Below are 23,205 nucleotides of genomic sequence, written 5' to 3' on the forward strand. Positions count from 1 at the left end.
TGTCTCCTTTGTTTTTCTCTATACTTTTATAGTAAATTTTTTCTTTAAAATATGGGGATATCTTGTGACAGATATTTTATAGGCATAATGGGGTGTGCAAATTTGTGCAACCCATAGTTTTATTTTTATGCTAAGACAATAAAGACACCGCGCTTATGTCCAGAGGGCACGCTCTTGCAACGTGGTTTTTTATGTACCTTCTCAAAGTTCCCTTGCTGGAGTACTAGTGGCGACAGAGGGATGAGCTTCTCACAACAGGCGTTGCCTTAGTTCCAAAGCTTTAATTAATTGTCTGTGATTGCAATTTTTAAATAGCTACTTAGCATAAGCAAATTGTTTTTGCAAGTGCCGGAGCATTCTTTTCCTCCAAGGCTTGCACAAGTTTTTTCGTACTTTCTGGTAATGGATTTGTAGGGTTGCTATTCATCGTTTTAAGATTTGCTCAAACCTTTTTCAAATCTTATCATGGTGGTATATTCCCTTATTATTAACTCATTTCCATATGGTCAAACAAGTAGCCGTACGCATTGTTAGCTTAGAGGAGTTTTTGACAATGCCTGCACAACAACTATCAAAAATGACTGGAGTTCCAGGTGCTCGGTGGTCCGAGTGGCAACGTGGGCGTGGTTTGAGCGAGCGCAACCTTGTAAGTGTTTCTTCTACTCTTGGGATAAGTCCAGGCACTCTACTAGATTGGATTATTCTCAGAAGGCAGTCTTACCCGCAAAACTGGGAAGACACCAGAGCTAAGTACTAGGGCAAAAACAAGATGAGCACTTTAAACGGCTGTGCAAATTTGAACAACCCTTATAACAAGTTTCAATACTTTGTCAAAGAGGTTCTGCACTTACCATCTCTTTGTAACCAAGCAAGGGCGATCGCCCTTGCTGAAAAGTTTAAGGGTAGAGGTGCTGTCTTGTGTGATTTAACATCTTCTCTAGCTAGTTGGGAAAACGGTACTATAGAAGACTTGCAGCCAGTACCAGTCAGCTATGTGCTTTTGGAAAGTTCTCATGAGTGGTTGTCAGAAAGGACAGAGGAAATATTGACTTTGTTGGAAACGTATGACTTTGAGTTAACCTATGTATTGATAATGACAGCGAGAATGGGTGACGGTTTAAGGAGCATCGCCTTCCAAGTTTTTCTCTTAGACCCTCCTACTTTTTAATATGGGGAAGTTATAATAAAGAAAATATCAATAATGAAGATTACTAACAGACTAACACCATATTTAGCCAATATTATGAGAAAAAATGGTTAGGACATATCAAGGAAGAGAACACGCAGAACCTATCTGCGATCGCCCGTGGGTAGTATCAAAGGGAAAATCAGAAAGTGGGGTACAGCGATGGGTCTGTAGGAATTGTAAGTTATCTTGGACGGGTAATCCTGTTGGGCGTCCTGAAAGAAGAGATATCACTTGTCCCAACTGCTTGCAAGGTAGTGTTAAGAAAAATGGGATAACCACAAAAGGTGGTAAGCCTCATCAAAAGTGGATATGTAAAGAGTGTGGGCAGAACTTTTCTTTTCCGATTCGGGAGGTTGCACAATAAAAGTTTTTATAAAATTATCGATTTCTTCTGACTCTAGCAAAACTTCCAGAAGCTTTAGAGCTTGCGGATACCGAGATAGTTTCAAGCCAGCAGATTGGCGGAGACATTTATAATACAGACAACCAAGAACGCCCAGGTTAACCCATGCCAAAACATCGGGACACAAGGAAGCAGATATTCTGAGGAAGGCGCTTAAAACAACCTAGAACATGAAAGAGCAGAACAAGTTTGCTGCTTATGTTATGGGTTTTTGACACATTAGTTAGATAGCAGAAAACAACTTACCTTCAGTATAAAAACAAGCTTTTATAGTACTGGTGTACTATAAAAAAATGATTAAGAAGGGTTGCGCAAGATTGTGTAACCCCTTACTTACTTGCTACACTCAAGGGTTACGTTTTGGAAGTTCAATACAGTGGTCAATTATACATCTTAGTGCTTGATAGGTGGGTGAATTATGCCACAAAATGTATTGCACTGTCACACTCCATTCCTTAAAATAGTGACAGGAGGTGATAAAATATGCCAAACAAAAACCCAGAAACAGATCACTTACCAAAAAATTACAGCATTTGGCGAGATGCCGAAGGTAAGAAGGTTGACACGAAGACAATGCGTTTTCCTGCTTATCTTGAAGAGAAACTACGAGCGATCGCCCTTAAGTTACACGCTCAGGAAATCGCTAAGCAAAAGGCGGAACAAGCCAAGTAGCTCTTTAAAATTTAAACCCCTCAGCAGGTCCGAACTGCCAAAGGGTGTTCCCCTTCGTGCGAGTAAAAGCTCAATCGTTGTTCTTTAACAAAAAAGAGACTTTCGTTCAACGTTCAACAAAAAGGAGACTTTCATGTCTAATTATAACTCTGTTCCTGGGGGACAGGGAATAGTCATTTGTACTAGTGAAGAAAGACAAAAGCAAGTAAAAGCGTACGGTGTAAACCCTAATTTCTTCCCAAAAACTTTAATTGCCAGATTGGCTGTTGTATGCTGCGAGAACAGCGATGCTGAATTGGTGAGTATAGCACAAACAGACGATGCTGATTTAGGCTCAGTTGCTTTCTTTGTTTCAGAATTCAACAAAGGAAGCGTTAGCGTAGCTCCTCCAAAGGAGGCTCGCAATGACTAACGACAAAATCGAAGATCGCAGTCATCACCCCTTTGTCATTATTGACCTACGAATCTTAGAAATACCTTTGACAACGGAAGCCTTTAGAATTTACGCAGAATTAAAGAAATACGCTAATTCCGAGGGGAAATGTTTCCCATCCTACACAAAGCTGGCTAAAGCGTTCAAAGGCTCATTTCCAGAAGGACACGAATCAACTTTAAAGAAAAAGGCGATCGCATCAGTTCAAGAATTAATTGAGTATGGCTTACTTACAAAAGAAGAAAGACCATACGCGGATACAGCAGCAAAAGTCTCTAATTTGTACGTTTTAACACCTCCATCTAGCTGGAGGGAAAAAACAGAGGAAATATCTGGTTTATCTCACAAAAAACGCCCAAACCAAAAGAAAAACGAGAAAAAAACTCGTGAGTCAGCACTAGGTAGTTCCGAGTCAGCACCACCTCAAGGTAGTTCCGAGTCGGAACCACGTGGTGTCGAGTCAGCACTAGGTAGTTCCGAGTCAGCACCACCTCAAGGTAGTTCCGAGTCGGAACCACGTGGTGTCGAGTCAAGGACACTAACTAGATCCATAAAACTAGATCCAAAAGAAAGAGAAGGCGCGGCGCTTTGCGCCGCGCCTTCTCTCTCTTCTCAAGAAAATGCAAAGCAGCAAGAGAGCCAATTCACAGTTACCCCCTCTGACCAAAATCTCAACAACGTCAACTCAAACGAAACAACGTCAACTCAAGAGGACAAACTTCCCGTGCCACGCCGCAAAGCCGTAACGACTTCGCATAATGCATCTGCTATAAATAATGCATTGTTGCAACCTCAAGAGTTGCCACCGTACAGATTGAGTAAGGAAGAGTTCCAACCTGAGTTTGTGAAATATTGGCAGGAAGAACTAGCCAAGAGTCCAGAGTGGAGAGAGAAACGCAAGGAGAAGCCCATGCAAGGCGATGCAAGGCGCTCTCTTTCCCGAATGCATAGAAACACCCCAGAGGAACTTTTGGGGGCTTGGGAGGCGTTTCTGGAGCGCAAAGAGAAAACGGAAGTTGCGATCGCCACTCGTGAACGATTAGTTGCAGAGGAACTTCCCCAGATTGAAGCGTTAACACCTATCGATTCTACAGCGCTGAAAGAGCGATTGATGCAAAGAGCCAAAAACGCGAAGTACAGACATTTGAGAAATAAGAATTAAAGCAATGACAAATGATGAAAGAATGGAAGCTCAAGGCTTTGAGTACTGGTTTGCCTTGGCTATCCAAACTGAAAGAGAACTATTAGGTCAAATTCTACTAGCCCCATCGGTATTTGAGATGGTAGTAGACAAAGTTAAGCCAGAATACTTTGTTTCTGAGCAACACCGTCAAGTTTATTGCGCAATGTTCAGTGTGTATCAAGAGGATAACAAATTACCTGATCTGATATCTATGCGTCATAAGTTAGTGTCAATTGATGCTTTGCCTGAGTTGGGTGGGCATATGTCCCTTATGCGCTTTTTAGTAGGCTTGATGGATTCAGTAGTGAGTGCTGTTACTGTGGACATCAATGCTGAGTATGTCCAAAAATATTACCAAGACAGAAAAATACGAGAAATACCTGGTACTTTAGCGCAAATAGCGGAAGATCACACAATTAGCCCAGAGGATAAATTGAGACAATTCGATGAGGTGATCGCAAGTGTCAGAGTAGAAGCCCAAGAAGAAGACAATAGGACGCAATCCTTACAAGAAATTGGTATTAACTATTTCAGTTACTTAGAAAGCTTGAATGAAGGTGAAGAAAATGTCGCTAGTATCCCAACAGGTTTTTATGACCTAGATATCATGCTAGCAGGTGGTTTTGGCAGAGGTGACTTAATCGTTATTGCTGGGCGTCCATCAATGGGAAAGTCAGCATTATTACAGTATACGTTGTATAAAATTGCTAAAGCAAGAGGGGAGAATGTTTTCTTATTCAGCTTAGAAATGAATAAACGTCAAGTTGCATCCAGGATACTTTCTGCAATAACAGAAATTTCCTCAGATAGATTAAAGTTTGGGGGATATTCAGAATATGAGTGGACAAAAATATTACAGGCTATGGATGATTTCACTACCGCTCCGATGTGTATCTGTGACAAGTTTACCAGCGGATGGAGTGCGATCGCTTCCGAGTTTAAACGCCGCAGGATGCAATACGGTGATTTCTGTATCTTGGCTGTGGACTACTTGCAGCTGATGGCTGATGGTAGTGACCCACGCTTGGTCTATATCATCGGTGAAATTACGCGCCGTGCCAAGTTGCTAGCCCAAGAATATGAGATTCCCGTTATCTTGCTGTCTCAACTGTCGCGTGGGGTAGAACAGCGTCAAAACAAGCGACCAGTCCTAAGTGACCTTAGAGACTCAGGACGCATTGAGGAAGACGCAGATGTTGTATTGGCTCTCTACCGAGATGAGTATTACAATGGAGACTCACCTGACCGTGGAATTGCAGAAATCCTTGTGCTCAAAAATCGTAATGGTGCAACTGGGACAGTCAAACTGTTGTTTGAACCTCAATTTTCCAGGTTCAAAAACTTAATTAAAAGATGAAAACTACATTAAATTTCTCTTAACACAAAACAGAAAAAACGTTTAAGTATCCTGTACTTAAACGTTTCTAAGATATAGAGAAAGGTCTAACTTTTAAAGTTTCAAAGGAGACCTATTCCTAAATCATAACTCAACCGTACTACAACCTTGCTTAAGCGTAGGACTTTAGAACTTTCTGGGATGAAAACCACCTCAAAGCCTTAGTGGATAAAGCAAATACGTTAACTTTGGTAAAAGTGCTTCAAACCCAGTGACAATAGGGTATGCGCTAAATTGATGTAAAATCCTTGCCAGTTCTAGGATTTCGACTCTTTTAAGCCTAGTTTTTTACAAAGTCCCACTAAACCATTATCTTTGGATCTTGGTATTTAAAAAAAGGTTGTGAAAATTTGCACACCCCTTTTTTCATATAAGGCTATACTATTTGTGATACTAAGATATGGAGAAAGTTAAGTCATGGCGCTCGCGTCAAAGACATCAAAGGAGACAGTTAAAACAGCATGGCGAAAAATGGTAGGAACTCGTTACTTGATAGAAGTAAGAGAGTTATTAGATGAAAAAACAGAAGAGAAGCTTTATCATCCTGTGGTTTTTAAAGATGGTCGCCTAGCGTTTTCATCAGGACTATTGAAAGACAAAGAAGCTGCTATTACCTGGGCAGTTGTTAATTATCATGAGGACTCTGGTGATTTAAAAGAATTGCTTAGAGAAGGCGGAACAACAGAAATTGACATAGACATTGAACTGGTAAGAGAACATCCCAAGAACAAAGAGGTTTATGGGGAAGAAAACTACAGTGACCTCATCAAGTTTATGGATGTTAATGAGCCAGAGGTATCTAGAATTGAAATTAACGTCCAAGGTTTGGTAGTTAAGGGTAACAGACGTACTCATGTTGCACGTTTATTAAATCAGAAATACGATCGCCTGAAATTCCCTAGACTCCCTGTCAGAGTTCGTCATTATGTCAATGAAGATGATGAAATGAAAGCATTGTTATTAGACAATGCTGGACAAAGACAGAAGACAGTTGAGCAAAAGTTGAAAGAGTGGGATCTCTACAAAATTATTGAGGAACGTAGAGCAAGACAAAGAATGTCTGCTGGCGCTTCCTCCCGCTGGGCATCAGAGGACGACCCTACTGTTATTGAGTTCAACAAGGATGAGGATAAAGGGGTTAGAAGTGCTGACAAATCAGCAAGACAAGCCGGGTTTGGTAGTTCCGGTAGTGCGAGGACAGCTAAGAAGGTAAATACTTTTGCTGACTCAGTGCAAGCAACTCACCCGCAGTTAGCAACGGGTTTAAAGCAAATTACAAACAAATCAATCAATGCTGGGCATGAAATTGTTAGACTTGCTGAGCAAGAGGGCAATGATGTTGCACAGCAAGTTATTGCAAGAATTCAAGCAGTCCCCACGGCAGGCGCTAAAAAGGTCAATGTGAAGGCGGCGATCGCCGATGTTAAGCGTGAAAATGCAATACAACAGATCGGAGAAAAGACCTTAGAAACTCAAGAGGAACGTATCAAGATATATGAAGGTTACAGTGATCAGCCTTCAGACAATTACATGACACCTGAAGACATCCTCAAGATGGTTCAAGATGTCTTTGGTGAGGAGGGTATAACTACAGATATGTTTGCTGACCTCACTAAGCGAGTACCAGCTAAAAATCATATCACCATTAGAGAAAATGCCTTAGACCCTAAAACAAAAGTTGAAGGCAATGTATGGGCAAATATTCTTTACTCAAAGCAAGGCGCGTGCTTTGAGGCTATTGACCGCGAAATCAGGAAGAATCACATTAACCGTGTTCTCGTGCTTGCTGAATCGGGAGTACTCAACAACCAGCGGACTCAACCCATTATTGCTGACCACAAGTTTATTGCAATGACTTACCTTGGTAGAATCGATTTTATACCAGGTGAATATCTTGAGTACCGCAAGAAAAAGGAGAAAGAAGCTAGGCTACGAGAGGTTAAAGAACTGACCGGAAATGAAGACGCGGTTCTTACTGAAGAACCGGAGGTAGAAACCCGTGAGGCGAAGAATAGCCGCATTAACTCCGTTTTCTTGTTCTATGACTCAGTAGGCGACCGCATTGACCAGTTTATCAAGATTTTTGGTGCGCGTGGTCAGATTTGGTATCCACAACCGATTTCTTCCACCATCTCCTCTCAAATATTTAATCTCCCTTGGGAAAATAATGAACAGATATTCATGGGGCATAAGCTCTCTGTCCATGAATTAAGTAACGAGTTGTGGGAATCTCGCATAGATGACCAATTCATTGATGATTGTTCACCTGATAGCCGTTTCGCTAAAGCTACAGCGATCGCCCGATGCATTCTTGAAACTTCCTCCTCGAAATCTCTTTATTTGTAATGTGGGCAGGGTGTACAAATTTGCACACCCTTACCAAAAATCATTTGTCATTTAATTAAAGTCAAATAATTAAAGTCAAGCAGATGAGAGTATGAACCACAAAAGTGATCCAGAAACATTATTTAGAGGTGCGGGAGTTGAAGTTTCCCCAGGTATGTCCATAGATGAAATACTAGACAAATCTGGCTTAAATTGGGAGGTTGTTGTAGAACGTCCATTCTATGGTTATAAGGTAGGTAAGGAGGTGCAGTCTAGGGGGCGGTCAATTGTCTACAGAACCGACACTATGCAGGACTTAACCTACTCATCGAATGACTGGAAACCATATCAAAACAGGAGATTCTTAAGCGATTTTAGTAACTTTTGCGATCGCAACGGGTTACAAATTGAGAGAATTGGTTATCTACCAAGCGGGGAAGATCAGTTTAGTTTGGGGAATATGGTTTTTATAACTGCACTTGTCCCAGAGGATTTAAACGGGGTATTCATGTTAGACAAGGATGACGTAACTGTTATGCGTGTCCTTGCTTACAACTATCACACGTATGGTAGAGGTAGTGGATTCCTGACGATGGCAGAGCGACTTATTTGTACAAATGGGATGACTGTTCTTACCCGTGGGATGGTAGAAACTATGAAACACATTCAGTCACATATAGGCGATCGCCAGTATGTCTCTACTCTTCTTGAGTCGCTAAAAGTACAGATTAACTCTTACCGCGAAAACTTAAAGTTGTTAGCTAGTACACCCGTTAAGCCAGGGGAAGCTTTTCAACTTTTCAAGCATTTACTAGGTAGTTCCAAAAAACCGGATGATAAGCAAGAACCAATCGTTAAAGCTTGCTTCTCCATTTTCCAGGGTGAGATGGATGAGGTGTTAGCTTTACAAGGCGTAGATTTGGGGATGAATACCTTGAGTGCATATCAGACTTATTACGGCATATTGCAGGCGTTAACCGCCTATAAAACTCATTTCAGCGGTGATGTGTCATCTAGCTCTTATTTACAAAGCCGAATTCAAGGAAAGAGCGCCAAGCTTGTCAATGCTTTTTACCTAAGCTTGGTAGAGAAAGCAAAAAAGCAGCAACAAAAACAACAAATGATAAGTATAGGAATTTATTACTAAAAAGGAAAAATCAATGCCTAGATCTACATCTACAACTAAAACTACAGCTAAAAAGACCAGAGCCACAAAAGCAAAAGCACCTGCTAAACCCAAGACTCAAGCAGCTGGTGTGTCGTTCGCTCAATTACAAAGAGATGCCTTACAACTTGGTTACAAAGTTACTAAGTCAGTAAAAGGTATTACTGCGTCCAAAGATGGTCTGAAACCTGAAAAAGTTCTGTTTGCTGGAATTAAGGATTTTGAAACCTGGCTTGATGGTAAAATAGCTAATGGAGCGCAGGAAAGCGAGTTACTAAAGCAAGAAGAGGGCGAAGAATCTGAAGCCACAAAAGCAAAAGTACCTGCTAAACCCAAGACTCAATCAACTGGCGTGTCATTCGCTCAATTACAAAGAGATGCCTTGCAACTTGGTTACAAAATTACTAGGTCAGCAAAGGGTATTACCGCGTCTAAAGATGGTCTTGAATCTGAAAAAATTCTCTTTGCTGGGGTTAAGGATTTTGAAACCTGGCTTGATAGCAAAATAGCTAATGAAGCGCAGGAAAGTAAGTTACTAAGGCAAGAAGAGGACGAAGAAACTGAGGATTTGCAACAGGATGAATCAGGAGAGGATACTGAGGAGGATATACCTTCTAGTAAAAACGTCAATCTCATTGACAGGAAGACTGAATCATTCTTCTACAGCTGCATCCCTCTTAACTCGGAAGCAAAGCAAAGGATACAGGACTTACATGACCTATGTGATTATGATTCCTTGGACGCCTGGACTAAGGTACAAGTCTGCAAAGCATTCCAATTACCTTCTAATATCAATGACTTAGACATGGCTGAAATTATCGCCAGACTAGGACTATCTTTGAAGGTGTATGAGCATCCGGATTTGGTACTTGCTTATGATGTTTATGATCCACAAGCAGCAAAACCCTGACTTTTTAAAAGTATCAAGAATACAGTTAGATGAGAATTGCGAGGGTGGTACAAATTTGTACTACCCTTTTATATCTTTGTTGAGCTATTATGTTGGAGGTGCTCAAGGGCAAAGTAGTGATGGAAGGCTTTACACCGAAACAAGAAAGAGCAATTGTCCTATTTGCTCAAGGAAGACGTATTGCAGAGGTTGCTCAAGAGTTAGATGTATCGCATCGCACAGTAGAAAAATGGAGGACTGATAAAAATTTCAAGAATGCAATACGGCTCACTGTTCGTGAAACTTCTATCCAAGTACTTGATGAGGTTGTGGAAGCTGGGAGAGCAGCTATAGGTTATTTACGCACGGTGGTAGGGGATACAAAGGCGACGGAGCAGGGGAGGATAAGGGCGGCGATCGCAATCCTGGACAATCTCAAAAGCTGGCGAGAAATTGACCTAGAAGAGCGTCTAGAAGCCATAGAGGAGAAATTTAATGGGAATCCTGCACAAGGCTCGTATTCAGTCGCGGAAAAAAATTAAGCGATGGGAAGAAGCAGAAAATATAAGTGAGTTTCCTGAGTTAACAGAGTCAGAGAAGAGTCAGATAGATAGTTTTTATAAGTTTTTTTTGGGTGCTTGGAAAGTTTTGCATCCCACGGAAAGATTGTACGAGAATTGGCACTTATTGTTGTTAGCTGAATACTTAGAAGAGGTTTACTTTAACAGGATAGGAAATCTATTGATTAATGTGCAGCCGCGATCGCTCAAATCAGAGTTAATCTCGGTTGCTTTCCCGTGTTGGGTGTGGATTGGGAAACCAGAGAAAGATATTTTAGGGCTTTCTTATAGTTCGGTTCTGGCTAACGATCATAATCAAATGAGGCGCGATATTTTAAAGTCTGAATGGTACAAAAGGCTTAACCCAGGAATAGAGTTAAAGATAGATAAAAACCGTATTTCCGAGTTTAGCAACAATTATAAAGGAACGATGTATGCAAGAGGATTTGACGGTTCTGTGACAGGAATCGGTGGAAATCTGATTTTAGTGGATGATCCCAATAATCCAGTTACTAGCGAGTCTAAGCAAGTTCGCACGGAGACGCTACGCAAGTTTAAGGACTACTCTGTGGGACGCAGAAACGATCCTAAGAACACCCCAATCATCGTTGTTCAACAGAGGACAAATGTTGAGGATGTTAGTGGGTACATACTGAGGGAGCTTGCAGAGGATTATACATATCTTAAGCTGCCAGTGCGATCGCCTATAGCTATTGATATGAAATCTCCAAAGGACGGACGAGTTATTAAGCATCGTGAACCGGACGAGCTATTACACCCAGAAAGGTTTGGTGAAAAAGAAGATGAGGAAGCAAGACGGACACTAGGAGCTTATATGTATGCTTCCCGTTACCGACAAGAACCATACGCCAAGGGAGGCGGTATCTTTAGAAGCAACTGGCAATACTTTACAACTCTTCCTAAGCGTTTTGCACCTGCAATTAGCGTAGATGCAAGCTTTGGTTCTGTGACTGATACTGCGAGTTATGTGGTGATTCAATGTTGGCTGATTTGTCGTCCTAATTTTTACTTGTGGAGTCAGCAAAGAGAAAGGATGACATTTCCTAAAACACAAGAAGCGATAAAAAAGAACCTCAAGCAGTGGGGTGCAGAATTGGGGAAACCTATAACCGCGAAACTAGTAGAAGCTAAAGCAAATGGGGCAGCGATTATTCAAACTTTGAGGGCTGATTTTCCTGGTATTATTGGGATTAATCCTAAATCATCCAAGAAAGCAAGAGCAGAGGCGATCGCACCAACATTTGAAAGTAAAAATGTTTGGCTAAGGGAGGGTGCGGCTTGGCTCTCTGAGTATGAACCAGAGTTAGAAGCTTTTCCCGATTACGATTCAGATGATCAAGTGGATGCAACTTCTCAGTTAATATATTACTACTTGGACAAGTGGCGTAGAGAAGACGCCAATCAAGAATACCCGACCATTGGCTACAGTTATGGGACTAGGTAGTTTTAAGCAAAAGTACTCAGAAACTTTTGGGGTACAAAAGTACCCCAAAAAATGACCTAGCATTTTGAAACTATTGTCAAATAAAGGTTTTAGTTTTTAAAAGAAGAAAAGAGAGATTTGCACCCAGATGAATAAATGCCAATTATTTTAACATCTTCATCTGGTTCGCCTTCACGTGCTATGTAAGGATTTTCATCAGTGGTGCTGTACTACAAGTTCATGAGCCACTAAATTCTAATTATGAACATTTCAATGATTTTGATTTTGCCTAATTCATAAACAGAGTAATATTTGAATATTTCTCACTTTTATGTTTTAAATAATTGGTATGATAGGGATTGTTGTTTGATATTCATATGGGAGAGAATTATCCCTAACCAAAAAACTACTAATACTATTCTTTACTGCTTTTATTGATTCGTACCCAGTTCCTGATTTCTTCCTAGTGTCTTCCCAACTACTACGTTTTGCTCCTGTATAGCCATTCCAATTTAAATTATTAAGGCTATCTATTGAAATTTTTTCTTTTTGAAAGCGTTCATCATTAGATAAAAAGATTTCTTTATGTGGATTAATAATAAAGTCATTCACAAGAATTGTCGTAAATCCTAACGCAAATAATATCGGTTTAATTGGAATTCCGCTTAGTAGAAGTCGATCAGATGCTTTAACAACTGTACCTGGTATAAATTCCTCGCCAGCACGCGAAACTGTATCATCTTGCTCAATGTAGTGAAATACTTTATTTGAATCTCCTTTAAATCTACTAACTGAACGAGTATCAATTCCGGGAGAATTGAACGTAACTGTCCTTCCTGTCAAATCTGGAAACTCCACTGCTGTACGCTGTGCTAGTGCCCCTCCTAAACTATGACCAACTATGTCAGCCTTTCCAAAATTAATAGCCACTTTTTTGAGCCAATTTTCTATTTTGTCATTTAAACTTTCTCTGTTAGGATCATAACTATCAAAAAATTGACTGTACCCAACTCCATTAAGTTCAAGATCAGTGCTGATATCACCCCAATCTGTAACTGTTGTACCACGAAATAATAGTACTGGTGGTTTTCCGTCTTCTTTTGAAATCAATCCTAATGCATATAAGCCCGTAAAAGAATCTTTAAATGTGCTATCTATTGAATAACCGCTATCTGTAATATCTTTGTCTTCATCTTTATAAGAAGCAACTTTAGCCAAAAATTCATAGTTTTTATGAAGATCCAACTTCCACGGTTCTTGTGTTTCTTCTGGATCTTGTATGTTGATTGTTGAACTATAAATAGAGCGATTATTACTATTATTAATATTCAAGAGATACTCTCCTGGAGAGAAGTTATCAGGAAAGTTCAAATTAACTACAAAATTATCATCTTTTAATTCAAAGTTATCTATTTTTAGTTTAGTATTTTCTATTGTAAAATTCAAACTTCGCTCTTTTGTTTTCCCTTTTATAGTTATTTTATCTCCTATTTTGACTTGGTTAGGTATATTGCTAATAGAAACATTCTCCTTTACTGAATCTATAAAAGGTCCACCAACTGGAAGTATTATTCCCCGATCTAACAACAGGGGAGGATTAAGATTCCCATAGAGAAGTTCCTCGCCTACTTCTGAATTGCGCCAATTATGAGACGGGTTAATTAAGTTATCAAAAGGTTCTGTTTCTCCTATTAATCCTTGTGTATAAAAAACATTATCATTGAAATCTCTATCACTATTTCCATCTTCAAGTAAATCTTCAACAGCAAAAACAGAACCACTGCTTAGGGTTCTTCTAAAGAGCGTAAAATGGGAAGCTTTATCAGGATTTAATTCTTTCACGGAATAGAAAGGTTTTTCTTCTTCGCTATTAGGATTAGTCAATACGTCCTTTGCCCTGGAATTGGGAAATAGCATGAAAATAACCAGATCTCCAGGCGTCATGTCAAAGGTTTGAGTTCCCAGGTATTTTCCAGCCTTACGCCTATTAGAATCTCCAGTGAGTCTTGTGCGTTCTGTTGAGTCAGAAATTATGATGTGACCGAATACTGAATTGCTCAACGCTCGTCTAGTAGCTTCTTGTGTAAAAGCATTCGATCCTATTTCATAGTTTTCTAAACCACTAAATTTTATGATTGCTACCTCTGACTCATACGCTGCGTTATGAAGTTCGTTTCTGAAACTCACTTTACCAGTGCTTCCAACTTGAAAAACTCCAGATCTTAATCCGTTTGAGTAGCTACCAGAGATTGTTTCTGACTGTAAATCTGTATTAAAAGCATTGCCAGCACTGCCGTTCAAATCCAGAGCGTTCTCTGTGGTCTCACTTAGCATAATAGTAACTCTATTTACATGTGGATATCTATTAAGCATTGTTACATAAGAAGAAAAATGTGCTTTTCTTTACTGCTTATCTCTAAATCTTTTATAAGTAGTATTAAAGTTGTATTTATTACATTAAAAGTAATATCTATATTAGCGGAGTCACTTAAAATGGTTTTTTTGATAAGGCACTTACAAAGAAAAAAATATCCAACCTTGTTTCCCGCCCGAAGGGCGGGAAACAGCCTAAACCCGTTAACTAGTCGTAGTCCCGTTGTTGAAGGTTGGATATTTTTTTATTGAATCTCCCTAAAAGAAAATGTTTACTCCAACAGGTGATAGCTTTGTGCGTAAAAACGTTTTTATAGTTAATGTATTAAAAAGTACTTATAAAAAAAGATGATACCTTTATATAATCTTCAAAAAAACCAATGTTTTCATGAATATTGCGTGAAAATATTGGTTTTTTACTAGTATACAGACATTATGAGCGCCTAGTGGCGGCTTCTGCATCGCAACGGCATGGCTGGTGTACTTTAGAAGGTAATACAAATTTGTACACCCCATGAGATCTGACTATGATCAAGCCTAACTTTGCTCGTGAGCATGAACGGGATTATTTACACAGAAATTTAGTAGAAGATAACAGAAACTACTACGAATCTAATTTGTTTCAATACTGGATAGGAATTCGTGGGAAGGGAGAGACAGAAGAAGGGCGAGTTGTGAATCAAGCGATCGCCGATATGTTTCAAGATGTGAACCTGATTGAAGAATGTGTTAACCATTATGCAGATGCCCTTTTTGGCAAGTCACCAGCGTTTTCAGTAGCTGGGGCAACTAATTCTAGCATTGAAATTACAGAGACAGTCAATCAAGAAGTTACAGATTTTTGTAACAGTTTATGGCAAGTCTCGAAAAAGCTTATAACTGATGATGGGCATGACACCTTTTATCAGGCTCAACTAGATGTGATGATTGACGGGTATGCTTACTTGCGGATATGCAAGGAGGGCGATCGCATCATCATACACAGTCCCTTGCCAGGTAGCGTCACAGTGATTTTACGGAATTACTTTGGCAAACCGCAAGAGATACATTATACTTTCACAGAAACAATACTGAACGAGAAAGGGAAAGAGACAGAAATTGAATATGTAGAGGTACATAAGCTTTCGCCTGATGGAATGGCTATGATTACCTATGTGGACAGCATAGGGCAAGCCATAGATGAAGAGGAGAAACCATCTATCGTTTTGGACTTAAACGGGGAATTAGCGATACAAGAAATCCGGCGGCGTCCATTCATCACCCCAACAATGAAATCAGCCCAAAATGCTCTTTCCCATGCTGCAACAATGATCCCGCGCAACAACGATTTAAGTAATTATGCGAAAACTTATGTGAATGCAAAACCACCGGGGAAGTTCGTTGAAGATGAGGAGACAGGCGATCGCGAATTTGAGCTTGACCCTAACAAGATAGTTGTTGCACCGGGAATTGTCAACTTTATCGGTGGTATCCCAATTAAGGATGAAACTGGGATGACAAGAGGATACACTAACCCTAGTGTACACGTAGATCAACCAATTGATATTTCTGCTTTTGTCACCTCCGCAAATTTCTTTATTGCTATTATCTACACAGCTGCTAACTTGGGTCATCTCATCGCTAAAGATTTAATTTTGTCTGGGCGATCGCGCGCAGAAATGCGAAATGACTTTATTGTTGCTTTGCAGAAAGATGCTGAAAGACTCTCAAGTTTTTTATCGTCCACATTCATGACTGCTTTACTTATCAATCAAGCTATGCTTGGTAAGCCAGTTGATATTTATAAACAAATTGTTATAAATGTCAAGATTATTATCAATCCAGGAAAACCGACACCAGAAGAGCAGGACGAGATTATAAAACTCTTTCAGGCTGGTTTAATGTCAAGGCAAACAGCGATCGCACTGCTTGGATATACAGATGACGAGAACGCAGAAATTCAACGAATTGAATCAGAGCGCAAAAATGAACCACCATCAAATTCTTGAACAATGATAGGATAAGGTAGTTTAAATTTGCGCAACCCATGAATTATGAAGAAGCGTTAATCAGGATTGAGTCTTCGGAAGGAGGCAAAGAAATCGCTGATGCTATTCGTGAACGTGTTGTCAGCATAGACAAAGAAGCAAGCGCTTGGAAGTCTAAATTTACCCGTGCAGAAGGGCAGATTAGCCGTTTAAATGCGTTGTTGGGTGAGGAAGGGAAGGACGCAGAGGCGACAGTCAAGGGACTTAAAGAAAAGTTAACCAAGACAGAAGAGGACTTAGAAGCGGTTACCAAAGAGCGGGACAAGGCGATCGCAGATAGAGAGGCAACACGTCTATCTAGTGCTGTAAAGGAACTAGGGATAGATGGGGAAGCTTTCACCCAATTCCTCAATAAAGGAATTTTAGATGCCTCCAAGGTCAAGCTAGAGGGTAATAAGGTGCTTGTAGATGGTAAACCTATCAAAGAGTATGCTGAATCTCAAGGTAGGTGGATGGTAAGTGCCTTGTATCCTGTCTTGGACAATCAAGAAGAGGACGGGGGAGACAACAATGATGAGGAAGACAACACCAATACCGAGAATAAGAAGCAGCAACAGAAAAGCAAAGTTCCTACTGGGGGCATGAAAGGCGGTAGCAAAAAGAGAGACCATGTGAAAGTAGCAGCTGACGCTTTGTCGAACCTTTATAGATTTCCTTCAACAAATTAAGGTGGTGGATAATGAAACCTGGCGTATATTTTGGGACAGTGCAAACAACTAGTCCCTATTGGTTAGGGACATCCATTGTTTCAAGCAAAATCACTCTACCAGGTGGTATTCAGCTTGATGCTTCAACCTTTACAGCAGGAAGTGACGGGAAAAGACCCGCTGTTAGTGGGACATTGGTGGCTAGGATAGGGACGCCATCAGCTGATCCGGCGTCTGTTTCGTGGGTCAAGTTTAGCGGGATTGCAGACCCAACCACAGTCACAGAGTTAGCGGTGATTTTCCATGACATTCTAGACGTGGCAGTTGATAATTTAACTGATGCGATCGCAGGCAATAGCGGTAATATCCTTTACTACAATTACTTGCCAGAGTGGGCTACTCTGACAGCGGCACAAAGAACAGTTGTAGGGAAATTCTTTGTTTTACGTCGTGCTTTACCGTAAGGGAAGGTATCAATGGATATTACATCTATCTTAGAATTTATCAGAAAATACGCTACACCTGATTTACTGAATCTCATTGCTAGAAAACCAGAGGTGCAATTTGGTACACCTGCACGTCCTTTCCTTCTAGCTAATTATCTTCCTGTTGTGCAAAAAGATACTAACTACATCGTTGAAGACATCATGAGGGTAGTTGGTGAGATGATAGCTAACGATTCAAGTCCTCTGTCTCCTCCACAAATTAAGAAACAAGCAAAAGGGCTGTCTATGGCAGTCGCATTGAGTCATATAGACATTGCTGACCAGTACGACGGTTCAGAACTAAAAACACTGGGGCAGATGCTCAATGGGAGTGATAGTTCTATTGCAGAGGCAAAAATTAGGGATTGGTTGACTAACAACCTGAGACTGAGTTTAGAAGCAAAGACGGAATTGCAGAGGAGTCAGGCGATCGCATTGGGACAGGTGACTGTTACTCCAATGGACGGCGCACCATTCACAGTTGATTTTCCTTCTGACCCTGGTAACCGTGTCACCGTCCCTTCTGGAACAGTTGCAGCACCCACAGGCTTCTATAGTCAGACAACCAACCCAATCATCCAATACCTAGTATCTGGAAGAATTTCCTTACAAAACCAAGGGTATGAACCAAGAGCGTTGATTGGTTCCTCAAAGATTGCTGGCGTGATTTCTCAAAATCCAATGGTCTTAGCAGCTGGTGGTAGCATTATCATCAACTCATCAGGAAACCTACAACAAACAATCACTCAAGTTAGTGATGCTCAGTTGAATGCCCAGCTTCTAGCAAACGGATTACCACCTTTTACCCGATATGACCGCAGGTATCGGACACAAACAGGAACATCACGCTATTTCCCTGAAAACTATCTAGTTCTGATTGGCGCAACTGGACGCGATACTGAAATCATTGATTACACAGATGAGCGAGATTTAAAGCGCCAACTGATAAACGATACACTAGGATATGTGGGCGAGGGCATTTGTGATGGGCAAACACAACCAGGCGCAGTAATCACCGTTAAAACTAGCGAGCTAAAACCAGTTGGAGTTTACGGAGAAGCTTATACGAACCGTTTCCCGTTGCTTTTAGACTACAACGCTATTCGTGCATGGCAAATCCTTGATCCAACTCCATAGGTAGTACAAATTTGCACAACCTACAATCATGGTTACAAACAATACTAGTGAGACGTTTCTCATAGGAAGAACTCTTTATCATCCAGGGGACGAGATACCGGATGATTTAGCTAAAGAACAGGGCATTTATGCTCAGTTATCTCAGGGAGAGGAAACGAGTGAATCTGTGGTGGTGTCACCCGTTACAGAAGGAGGAACTCAAGGCAGCCCGTTGGTGGTAACAGAAGGACAGACGGCTATCGAAAAGGAGGAAGAAACTAAAAACACAGAAACAGCACAAACAACAGCTGAAGAAACCACAACGACTACTAGCCGCAAGAAGAAAGGAACATCATAATGACTATAGGGGATATAGGGGAAGCACTATCACAATTTAGCTGTATCCCCTCAATAAAGTCTTTGTATGACGAGAGTTGCATGAATGATGCAATTAATATCTTAGAAGAAACAGCAGGCATTTTAAAGGACGGCACGACTGCTTACCGTGTTTACTCAGCTGCTGCTATGTGGCTAGAGCAAAATCCTGAGCTATATTTCATTAAGAAACACGATCGCACGGAGATGGGCAACCCATCCACAGTTATAGCTGCCTTGCGTCGTCGCCAAGCTTTGTATGACAAGGCAAATGGGGTGATTGCACCAGATGAGGGGTGGGCGATCGCAGATGATGACTACTCGCAAACTTTTAGTTTTTTGCCTAATAGGTTGTGACAGTGATCGCTGTTTTTTACAATATAAGAAGTTGGGTAAGTTTTCGGTTTTAGAACTTACCAAGCTACCCAACCCGGTTTGATTTTCGGATGTTGTCACCCTATGGCTAACGCCACGCCTTACGGCTATCGGGTTCGCAGTCGCATGCGGAGGGAAACCCTCCCGCAGCGCTGACTCACCAACATCACAGGGACAAGTATGGGTTCTTCTTTGACACTCCCGGCGAATTCCCATTCGCCGGGAGTGTCAAAGAAGAGCGCTCGCCGCAGCGCACACAACCCAAAAATCAACCTTGGCAAAAATCGATTACTAAGTTAACTCCTAGAAAAGTTGCCCAGGTGATAGGAGGAGTTTTAGCGGATATAACTCAATTAACTTGACAAAGCCAAGATCCGCTTTTAATACGCTCGGCAATAGGGTGTTTCGTTGTTGCTCCAGACTCAGATGTATCACAATGCCATCCCTGCCAAGTCTGTGCAGCGAGATCGGAAAATTCACGCCGCACTTGAAACCAGGTAGGATTATCTTCTCTATTCCATAGGTTACATAGCAAATCTAAAACTTTTTCAGACGTGTGGTTACTCATTGGATTCAGTTTGCTTTTGTTTAATTCACTTAAGTGATCTTCTTCTTTAAAGACCCTGCTAAGTCCTTCCTTGGTGCTGAAGTTACTAAGCTTGTTTGAACATCTGGAAATATTGAAGAGCGCATCACAAATTCGGCGGTTCAAGCCTAAATATACAGACCCCTTAAGTGCCTCCAAAAAACGCTCTAAAGCTTTAGTAGCGTCATCATTAATTAAGAGCGAATATTCCCCATCAAGCAAATGAATTTCTGAAAGAACAGCTTGGCAAAAATTATGACTGTGACCAGCTGTTAAATCAGTTCTAGCAAGTTTATCAGCAAATTTGAGTGTCTGTCTTGATAGATTATTATCTCCAAGTCTGACCCAAACTCGTCCTGCTAAAGCTAGCCATCGAGATACTCGCTGAGTCAAACCAATACGTGATGCGTAGTAAGCTGCTCTTTGAAAATATTCTGCGGTTCTTTCAAGTGTATTTTTATCATTGCAAAGGTAAAAATCTATTCGGGCAGCATTCCCATAAATTTCAGACAAGGCTTGATAAACATCCAAACCAGGGTCTTTATAACAAGAACCTGGTTTAATTGCACTTCTAATTTTATTATTCCATTCTTCTAATTCAAGCCACTTGCCCCTGCTGCTGGATTCAAATAACTCTGGCTTATGTCCACAGGAAAGTTCATACAAATAGACTTCTGAGTGAATTAAAGCTTGGATAGGAACAAGCTCTTCTTTTACTTCCTGGTCTTCCTCAAGAACTTGTTTAATTTCTTGAATGAGCCGTTTTGCATTAATAATGTTACCTTGGAAATTTGACAGCCTTAGCTCCAATCGTTTTGCGATGAAATAGCAGCGGTAGAAGTTGAGTCGATATGGAAAGTAAATCTTTTGCTTTGGAATTTTCTTCAATTCATCTCTAGCTGTATCAGCAATTCTCTTAATCTCGGCAGACTCGCATTCTTGATCAAGAAACTGAAAGTTCTGAAAAGCTATCCTTACTCTGGTTAATCGCTTTCTCAATTCAGAAAGAACTTTGCATGTTGAATCATAAATCTCTAAATTTAGTTCGCCACTTAAGTTCTTATCTGCAAGCCATTGCTTTGCAGCACAAACAATCGCTTGCAGCATAGTAATCATCGAGTCCCGGTCAACCCAAATCCCCTGATACTGTTGCTGATTTCCCAGAAATACCGTCGTTTCAACCAGGGAGTCAATACTGCTGTCCAGGGTTTTTGTTGATAGGGTAATGTTAGCGACCTCCTTAGTCAAGCCTATGTGTAAGCTACAGGCACCGATTGCATTCTCCACCATTGTGTTGCTAGAGGTATACATCCATTCAAGAAGTTCACTCTTTCTACCATCTAGACTAAAACTACAAGTTACTGCTGCCTTAATCACTGGATTGAGCGAATCTAGGGACTGTGTTTCTAGTTCCATTGTTGAGCATACATCCGGAGCATTTAGATTGCGCTCTGCCTGATAACCGATCTGTACGAACCTACGGTATACATCGCTATATTCCTCTTCCTGATTGATGGACTGGGATAAAGTTTGGAATTCCAATTTTTGAACTCTAATATGAAAATTAGCTAGATCTTTGGACATTTGCTCCTGGACAGTAATACTACGGAAAAGCGCAATTGCCTCTTGCCGAGTGAAGTTTGTCTTGCCTCCAGTTTTAAGTCTTTCCCAGGTTCGCCGCAGCTTCTCAATCACCTCCAGTCTTAGTTTTAAGCCCAGTGTTAGGCGAGATTTCCAAAGGTTCTCAATCAGATATATTAGGGAATCATTCTCGTGATACTCAGAATGCTCCTGAAAAAGTTTATGACTTGCAATTGCGATCTTATTGCTTGCGATCGCCAAGAACTCTTGGGTTGTGGATAGTAAATCTTCAAATTCCAATAACTCAAGCAATGCAGCTACTTGAGCAACTTGAAAAAACCTTTTTGAGGTAACCCGAATAATCCTAGTTTTTTCTGGTAAGAAACCAGCAGACTCAAGCAGTTCGTCAGCTCCAATCTCTCCTAACAGCTTTCGTAGCTCGTCAGGATTAGATTCTATTTCTTCTGTTTTTTCACTCTCTGTTTTTGATTTCCTCTTAGATACCTTACGCTTATAAAGATTCTCGCACAGTTTGATCAAGCCTTCACGGTCAACCGGCAACCGTTCCTTTTCCTTGTTCAGAAAATTAATCACAACTGGTCGGCTAACACCCATCCCTTCCGAAAGTTCCACCTGCGTTGCTCCCATTTTATCTAGGAAGAAGTGGAGCATCTCCCTTAGTGCTTCTTGATCTCCAACGTTTTCTCTGCTCATACCCTTTCTTGCACGCACCTAAATGTAAAACCTATTGACATTAAATCTGAAATATATTTATTTTTTGTAACTTTAAGTACATAAATATAGATTAAATTGAATTCATAATTAACATGTTAATTGGAATTCACAATATTTCAGAAAAAATCTCTCATTTTGTATCTTAAAATACAAAAATAGAGTTTTAGACTTGTTTAATATTGACACGTATATCTTATTTACAGATTGCGAGTAAATTATGCTTCCCAAAGCAGTTGAGAATTTTCTCAATTACTGCGAAGAGAAGATAGCTAGGTTTAAACAAGTTAATAACACCGGATTTCTAGAAATCCGGTGTTGCCTTAGTCAAGGTCAGTACAAAGTCGAGTGTCGCTGTGGGAATGTTCAAAATTTCCTGATTTCGCCACAAGACCTAGCTGTCTGGAAAACGACTCCGCTGTCTAGACAGCGGGAAAATCTAGAAACCGTGGAACAGGTTCTGGCAAAACTTGATAGTGCATTATTTGAGACTTTTTGTCTACAGCAAGGTTATGCAACTATCATGATATGGCATCGTGGACATGACAGTCGATACGGGTTTCAGTTTTCGCCATCGGTAGTCCACGGAATAAAGCCTTGTTGATTGGAGGTAATGACCTGAGGGGGTGACATGGAAGCTTATTATGTAAGCGTTTGGAGGAAATAACGTAGAAAACAATAAAACCTGTTTAACGGAACCATTCAACCAAAAATTAGGTTTTTAACCTCTAACTATTGAGAATAGACTCAACAAGCGCCAGACTTGAATTATATCTCAATACGGTTCAGTTAAGCATTTTTTCTCTTCTCTTTTCTTCTCTCTGCGCTCTCTGCGCCTCTGCGGTTCGTTAAAAAAATTAACTTTGACAAAGAGTTTTAGCCTTAACTGAACTGTATTGAATTATATCTCTCTTATGGCAGAGTAGCTTTTATTCCTTACCTGGTAAAAATTACAGGGTGTTTGTCACTCCCTTCAGAGTAACCCTCTCCTAAGAAATCGCAAGGTTTCTTTACATCCATCAGAGACGTTAGCAAAGCGGTGCGATAGCACTTCGCCCGTGAACAGCTTCTGTCACTCTAGGGAAATAAAAACAAGAGCCAAATTTTCAACTGTAGATAGAGCGAGGATTTGAGCGTTTATTTTCGTTCCAGAATGGCTGAAATCAAGATTTTTAGTAAAAGTCTTATGCTGTAAGCATTCTAGATTATTCTCTTCCGAAAGTGATAAAAGCGTCCGAGAAAAGCGATA

At 40.6% G+C, this 23,205-nt stretch carries 21 protein-coding genes; 19 read left to right on the plus strand and 2 right to left on the minus strand.

Translation table 11 applies throughout. The features are described 5' to 3' along the window. Positions 1-502 precede the first annotated feature (502 nt). The 12 genes from AC5JM2_RS03015 to terL all read left to right on the plus strand — a co-directional run bounded on the left by AC5JM2_RS03015 (position 503) and on the right by terL (position 11,680). On the plus strand, positions 503-757 hold the full coding sequence (locus AC5JM2_RS03015; protein WP_495833435.1) for a hypothetical protein: 255 nt from the start codon (positions 503-505) through the stop codon (positions 755-757). A gap of 12 nt (positions 758-769) precedes the next feature. Next, complete coding sequence (locus AC5JM2_RS03020) at positions 770-1,168, plus strand: hypothetical protein (protein ID WP_495833436.1); 399 nt, start codon at positions 770-772, stop codon at positions 1,166-1,168. A gap of 85 nt (positions 1,169-1,253) precedes the next feature. Further along, entirely contained in the window at positions 1,254-1,553 is a 300-nt protein-coding gene (locus tag AC5JM2_RS03025; RefSeq protein WP_495833437.1) for an IS1/IS1595 family N-terminal zinc-binding domain-containing protein, read from the plus strand. 522 nt (positions 1,554-2,075) lie between these two features. Next, positions 2,076-2,264 carry a hypothetical protein gene (locus AC5JM2_RS03030; RefSeq protein WP_495833438.1) on the plus strand — a complete coding sequence of 63 codons (189 nt, stop codon included), beginning with the start codon at positions 2,076-2,078 and terminating at the stop codon, positions 2,262-2,264. Between the two features lie 133 nt (positions 2,265-2,397). Further along, positions 2,398-2,676, plus strand: coding sequence for a hypothetical protein (locus tag AC5JM2_RS03035; protein WP_495833439.1), 279 nt, complete (start codon positions 2,398-2,400; stop codon positions 2,674-2,676). Then, positions 2,669-3,859 (plus strand): helix-turn-helix domain-containing protein, encoded by a 1,191-nt coding sequence (locus AC5JM2_RS03040; RefSeq protein WP_495833440.1) that lies wholly within the window; start codon positions 2,669-2,671, stop codon positions 3,857-3,859. The genes AC5JM2_RS03035 and AC5JM2_RS03040 overlap by 8 nt, the downstream gene beginning before the upstream one ends. Positions 3,860-3,863: 4 nt before the next feature. Next, on the plus strand, positions 3,864-5,237 hold the full coding sequence (dnaB, locus tag AC5JM2_RS03045; protein ID WP_495833441.1) for a replicative DNA helicase: 1,374 nt from the start codon (positions 3,864-3,866) through the stop codon (positions 5,235-5,237). Positions 5,238-5,693: 456 nt separating this feature from the next. Then, positions 5,694-7,622, plus strand: coding sequence for a hypothetical protein (locus AC5JM2_RS03050; RefSeq protein ID WP_495833442.1), 1,929 nt, complete (start codon positions 5,694-5,696; stop codon positions 7,620-7,622). Between the two features lie 91 nt (positions 7,623-7,713). Beyond that, complete coding sequence (locus tag AC5JM2_RS03055) at positions 7,714-8,748, plus strand: DUF932 domain-containing protein (protein ID WP_495833443.1); 1,035 nt, start codon at positions 7,714-7,716, stop codon at positions 8,746-8,748. A 13-nt stretch (positions 8,749-8,761) separates the two neighbouring features. Continuing rightward, positions 8,762-9,676, plus strand: coding sequence for a hypothetical protein (locus AC5JM2_RS03060; protein ID WP_495833444.1), 915 nt, complete (start codon positions 8,762-8,764; stop codon positions 9,674-9,676). Positions 9,677-9,765: 89 nt separating this feature from the next. After that, the gene (locus tag AC5JM2_RS03065; protein ID WP_495833445.1) at positions 9,766-10,197 is read left to right on the plus strand and encodes a helix-turn-helix domain-containing protein; all 432 of its coding nucleotides are present in this window, start codon (positions 9,766-9,768) and stop codon (positions 10,195-10,197) included. Next, complete coding sequence (gene terL, locus AC5JM2_RS03070; RefSeq protein WP_495833446.1) at positions 10,151-11,680, plus strand: phage terminase large subunit; 1,530 nt, start codon at positions 10,151-10,153, stop codon at positions 11,678-11,680. Before AC5JM2_RS03065 ends, terL begins: the two co-directional genes overlap by 47 nt. A gap of 315 nt (positions 11,681-11,995) precedes the next feature. Here terL and AC5JM2_RS03075 read toward each other — a convergent pair whose 3' ends face one another. Next, a complete protein-coding gene (locus tag AC5JM2_RS03075) occupies positions 11,996-13,993 on the minus strand; it encodes a DUF4114 domain-containing protein (RefSeq protein WP_495833447.1) in 1,998 nt (665 codons plus the stop codon). A 566-nt stretch (positions 13,994-14,559) separates the two neighbouring features. On the opposite strand from AC5JM2_RS03075, the gene AC5JM2_RS03080 reads away from it, so the two are divergent. Genes AC5JM2_RS03080 through AC5JM2_RS03105 form a run of 6 tightly spaced genes read left to right on the plus strand, consistent with a single transcriptional unit; the run spans position 14,560 to position 19,039 of the window. Then, positions 14,560-16,020 carry a hypothetical protein gene (locus AC5JM2_RS03080; protein ID WP_495833448.1) on the plus strand — a complete coding sequence of 487 codons (1,461 nt, stop codon included), beginning with the start codon at positions 14,560-14,562 and terminating at the stop codon, positions 16,018-16,020. Between the two features lie 38 nt (positions 16,021-16,058). Next, positions 16,059-16,727, plus strand: coding sequence for a hypothetical protein (locus AC5JM2_RS03085; protein WP_495833449.1), 669 nt, complete (start codon positions 16,059-16,061; stop codon positions 16,725-16,727). 11 nt (positions 16,728-16,738) lie between these two features. Continuing rightward, a complete protein-coding gene (locus AC5JM2_RS03090) occupies positions 16,739-17,170 on the plus strand; it encodes a hypothetical protein (protein ID WP_495833450.1) in 432 nt (143 codons plus the stop codon). A gap of 12 nt (positions 17,171-17,182) precedes the next feature. Next, positions 17,183-18,328, plus strand: a complete 1,146-nt coding sequence (locus AC5JM2_RS03095) for a major capsid protein (RefSeq protein ID WP_495833451.1) — start codon at positions 17,183-17,185, stop codon at positions 18,326-18,328. A 28-nt stretch (positions 18,329-18,356) separates the two neighbouring features. Then, complete coding sequence (locus AC5JM2_RS03100) at positions 18,357-18,665, plus strand: hypothetical protein (protein WP_495833452.1); 309 nt, start codon at positions 18,357-18,359, stop codon at positions 18,663-18,665. After that, positions 18,665-19,039, plus strand: a complete 375-nt coding sequence (locus AC5JM2_RS03105) for a hypothetical protein (protein WP_495833453.1) — start codon at positions 18,665-18,667, stop codon at positions 19,037-19,039. The genes AC5JM2_RS03100 and AC5JM2_RS03105 overlap by 1 nt, the downstream gene beginning before the upstream one ends. A gap of 367 nt (positions 19,040-19,406) precedes the next feature. Here the strand turns inward: AC5JM2_RS03105 and AC5JM2_RS03110 are convergent, their stop codons facing one another. Continuing rightward, positions 19,407-21,938: a hypothetical protein gene (locus AC5JM2_RS03110; RefSeq protein ID WP_495833454.1), complete on the minus strand. Its 2,532-nt coding sequence runs from the start codon at positions 21,936-21,938 to the stop codon at positions 19,407-19,409. Between the two features lie 238 nt (positions 21,939-22,176). On the opposite strand from AC5JM2_RS03110, the gene AC5JM2_RS03115 reads away from it, so the two are divergent. Further along, a complete protein-coding gene (locus AC5JM2_RS03115; protein WP_495833455.1) occupies positions 22,177-22,560 on the plus strand; it encodes a hypothetical protein in 384 nt (127 codons plus the stop codon). Positions 22,561-23,205: the final 645 nt, after the last annotated feature.

The organism is Brasilonema angustatum (genome assembly GCF_059505445.1).

Excerpts from the sequence above, each read along its gene's own strand:
- AC5JM2_RS03080 (WP_495833448.1), top strand. The coding sequence starts at position 14,560 with ATGATCAAGCCTAACTTTGCTCGTGAGCATGAACGGGATTATTTACAC.
- terL (WP_495833446.1), top strand. The coding sequence starts at position 10,151 with ATGGGAATCCTGCACAAGGCTCGTATTCAGTCGCGGAAAAAAATTAAG.
- AC5JM2_RS03040 (WP_495833440.1), top strand. The coding sequence starts at position 2,669 with ATGACTAACGACAAAATCGAAGATCGCAGTCATCACCCCTTTGTCATT.
- AC5JM2_RS03035 (WP_495833439.1), top strand. The coding sequence starts at position 2,398 with ATGTCTAATTATAACTCTGTTCCTGGGGGACAGGGAATAGTCATTTGT.
- AC5JM2_RS03050 (WP_495833442.1), top strand. The coding sequence starts at position 5,694 with ATGGCGCTCGCGTCAAAGACATCAAAGGAGACAGTTAAAACAGCATGG.
- AC5JM2_RS03095 (WP_495833451.1), top strand. The coding sequence starts at position 17,183 with ATGGATATTACATCTATCTTAGAATTTATCAGAAAATACGCTACACCT.
- AC5JM2_RS03115 (WP_495833455.1), top strand. The coding sequence starts at position 22,177 with ATGCTTCCCAAAGCAGTTGAGAATTTTCTCAATTACTGCGAAGAGAAG.
- AC5JM2_RS03060 (WP_495833444.1), top strand. The coding sequence starts at position 8,762 with ATGCCTAGATCTACATCTACAACTAAAACTACAGCTAAAAAGACCAGA.
- AC5JM2_RS03065 (WP_495833445.1), top strand. The coding sequence starts at position 9,766 with ATGTTGGAGGTGCTCAAGGGCAAAGTAGTGATGGAAGGCTTTACACCG.
- AC5JM2_RS03075 (WP_495833447.1), bottom strand. The coding sequence starts at position 13,993 with ATGCTAAGTGAGACCACAGAGAACGCTCTGGATTTGAACGGCAGTGCT.
- AC5JM2_RS03105 (WP_495833453.1), top strand. The coding sequence starts at position 18,665 with ATGACTATAGGGGATATAGGGGAAGCACTATCACAATTTAGCTGTATC.
- AC5JM2_RS03100 (WP_495833452.1), top strand. The coding sequence starts at position 18,357 with ATGGTTACAAACAATACTAGTGAGACGTTTCTCATAGGAAGAACTCTT.
- AC5JM2_RS03110 (WP_495833454.1), bottom strand. The coding sequence starts at position 21,938 with ATGAGCAGAGAAAACGTTGGAGATCAAGAAGCACTAAGGGAGATGCTC.
- AC5JM2_RS03085 (WP_495833449.1), top strand. The coding sequence starts at position 16,059 with ATGAATTATGAAGAAGCGTTAATCAGGATTGAGTCTTCGGAAGGAGGC.
- AC5JM2_RS03020 (WP_495833436.1), top strand. The coding sequence starts at position 770 with ATGAGCACTTTAAACGGCTGTGCAAATTTGAACAACCCTTATAACAAG.
- AC5JM2_RS03030 (WP_495833438.1), top strand. The coding sequence starts at position 2,076 with ATGCCAAACAAAAACCCAGAAACAGATCACTTACCAAAAAATTACAGC.
- AC5JM2_RS03055 (WP_495833443.1), top strand. The coding sequence starts at position 7,714 with ATGAACCACAAAAGTGATCCAGAAACATTATTTAGAGGTGCGGGAGTT.
- AC5JM2_RS03090 (WP_495833450.1), top strand. The coding sequence starts at position 16,739 with ATGAAACCTGGCGTATATTTTGGGACAGTGCAAACAACTAGTCCCTAT.
- AC5JM2_RS03025 (WP_495833437.1), top strand. The coding sequence starts at position 1,254 with ATGGTTAGGACATATCAAGGAAGAGAACACGCAGAACCTATCTGCGAT.
- AC5JM2_RS03015 (WP_495833435.1), top strand. The coding sequence starts at position 503 with ATGGTCAAACAAGTAGCCGTACGCATTGTTAGCTTAGAGGAGTTTTTG.
- dnaB (WP_495833441.1), top strand. The coding sequence starts at position 3,864 with ATGACAAATGATGAAAGAATGGAAGCTCAAGGCTTTGAGTACTGGTTT.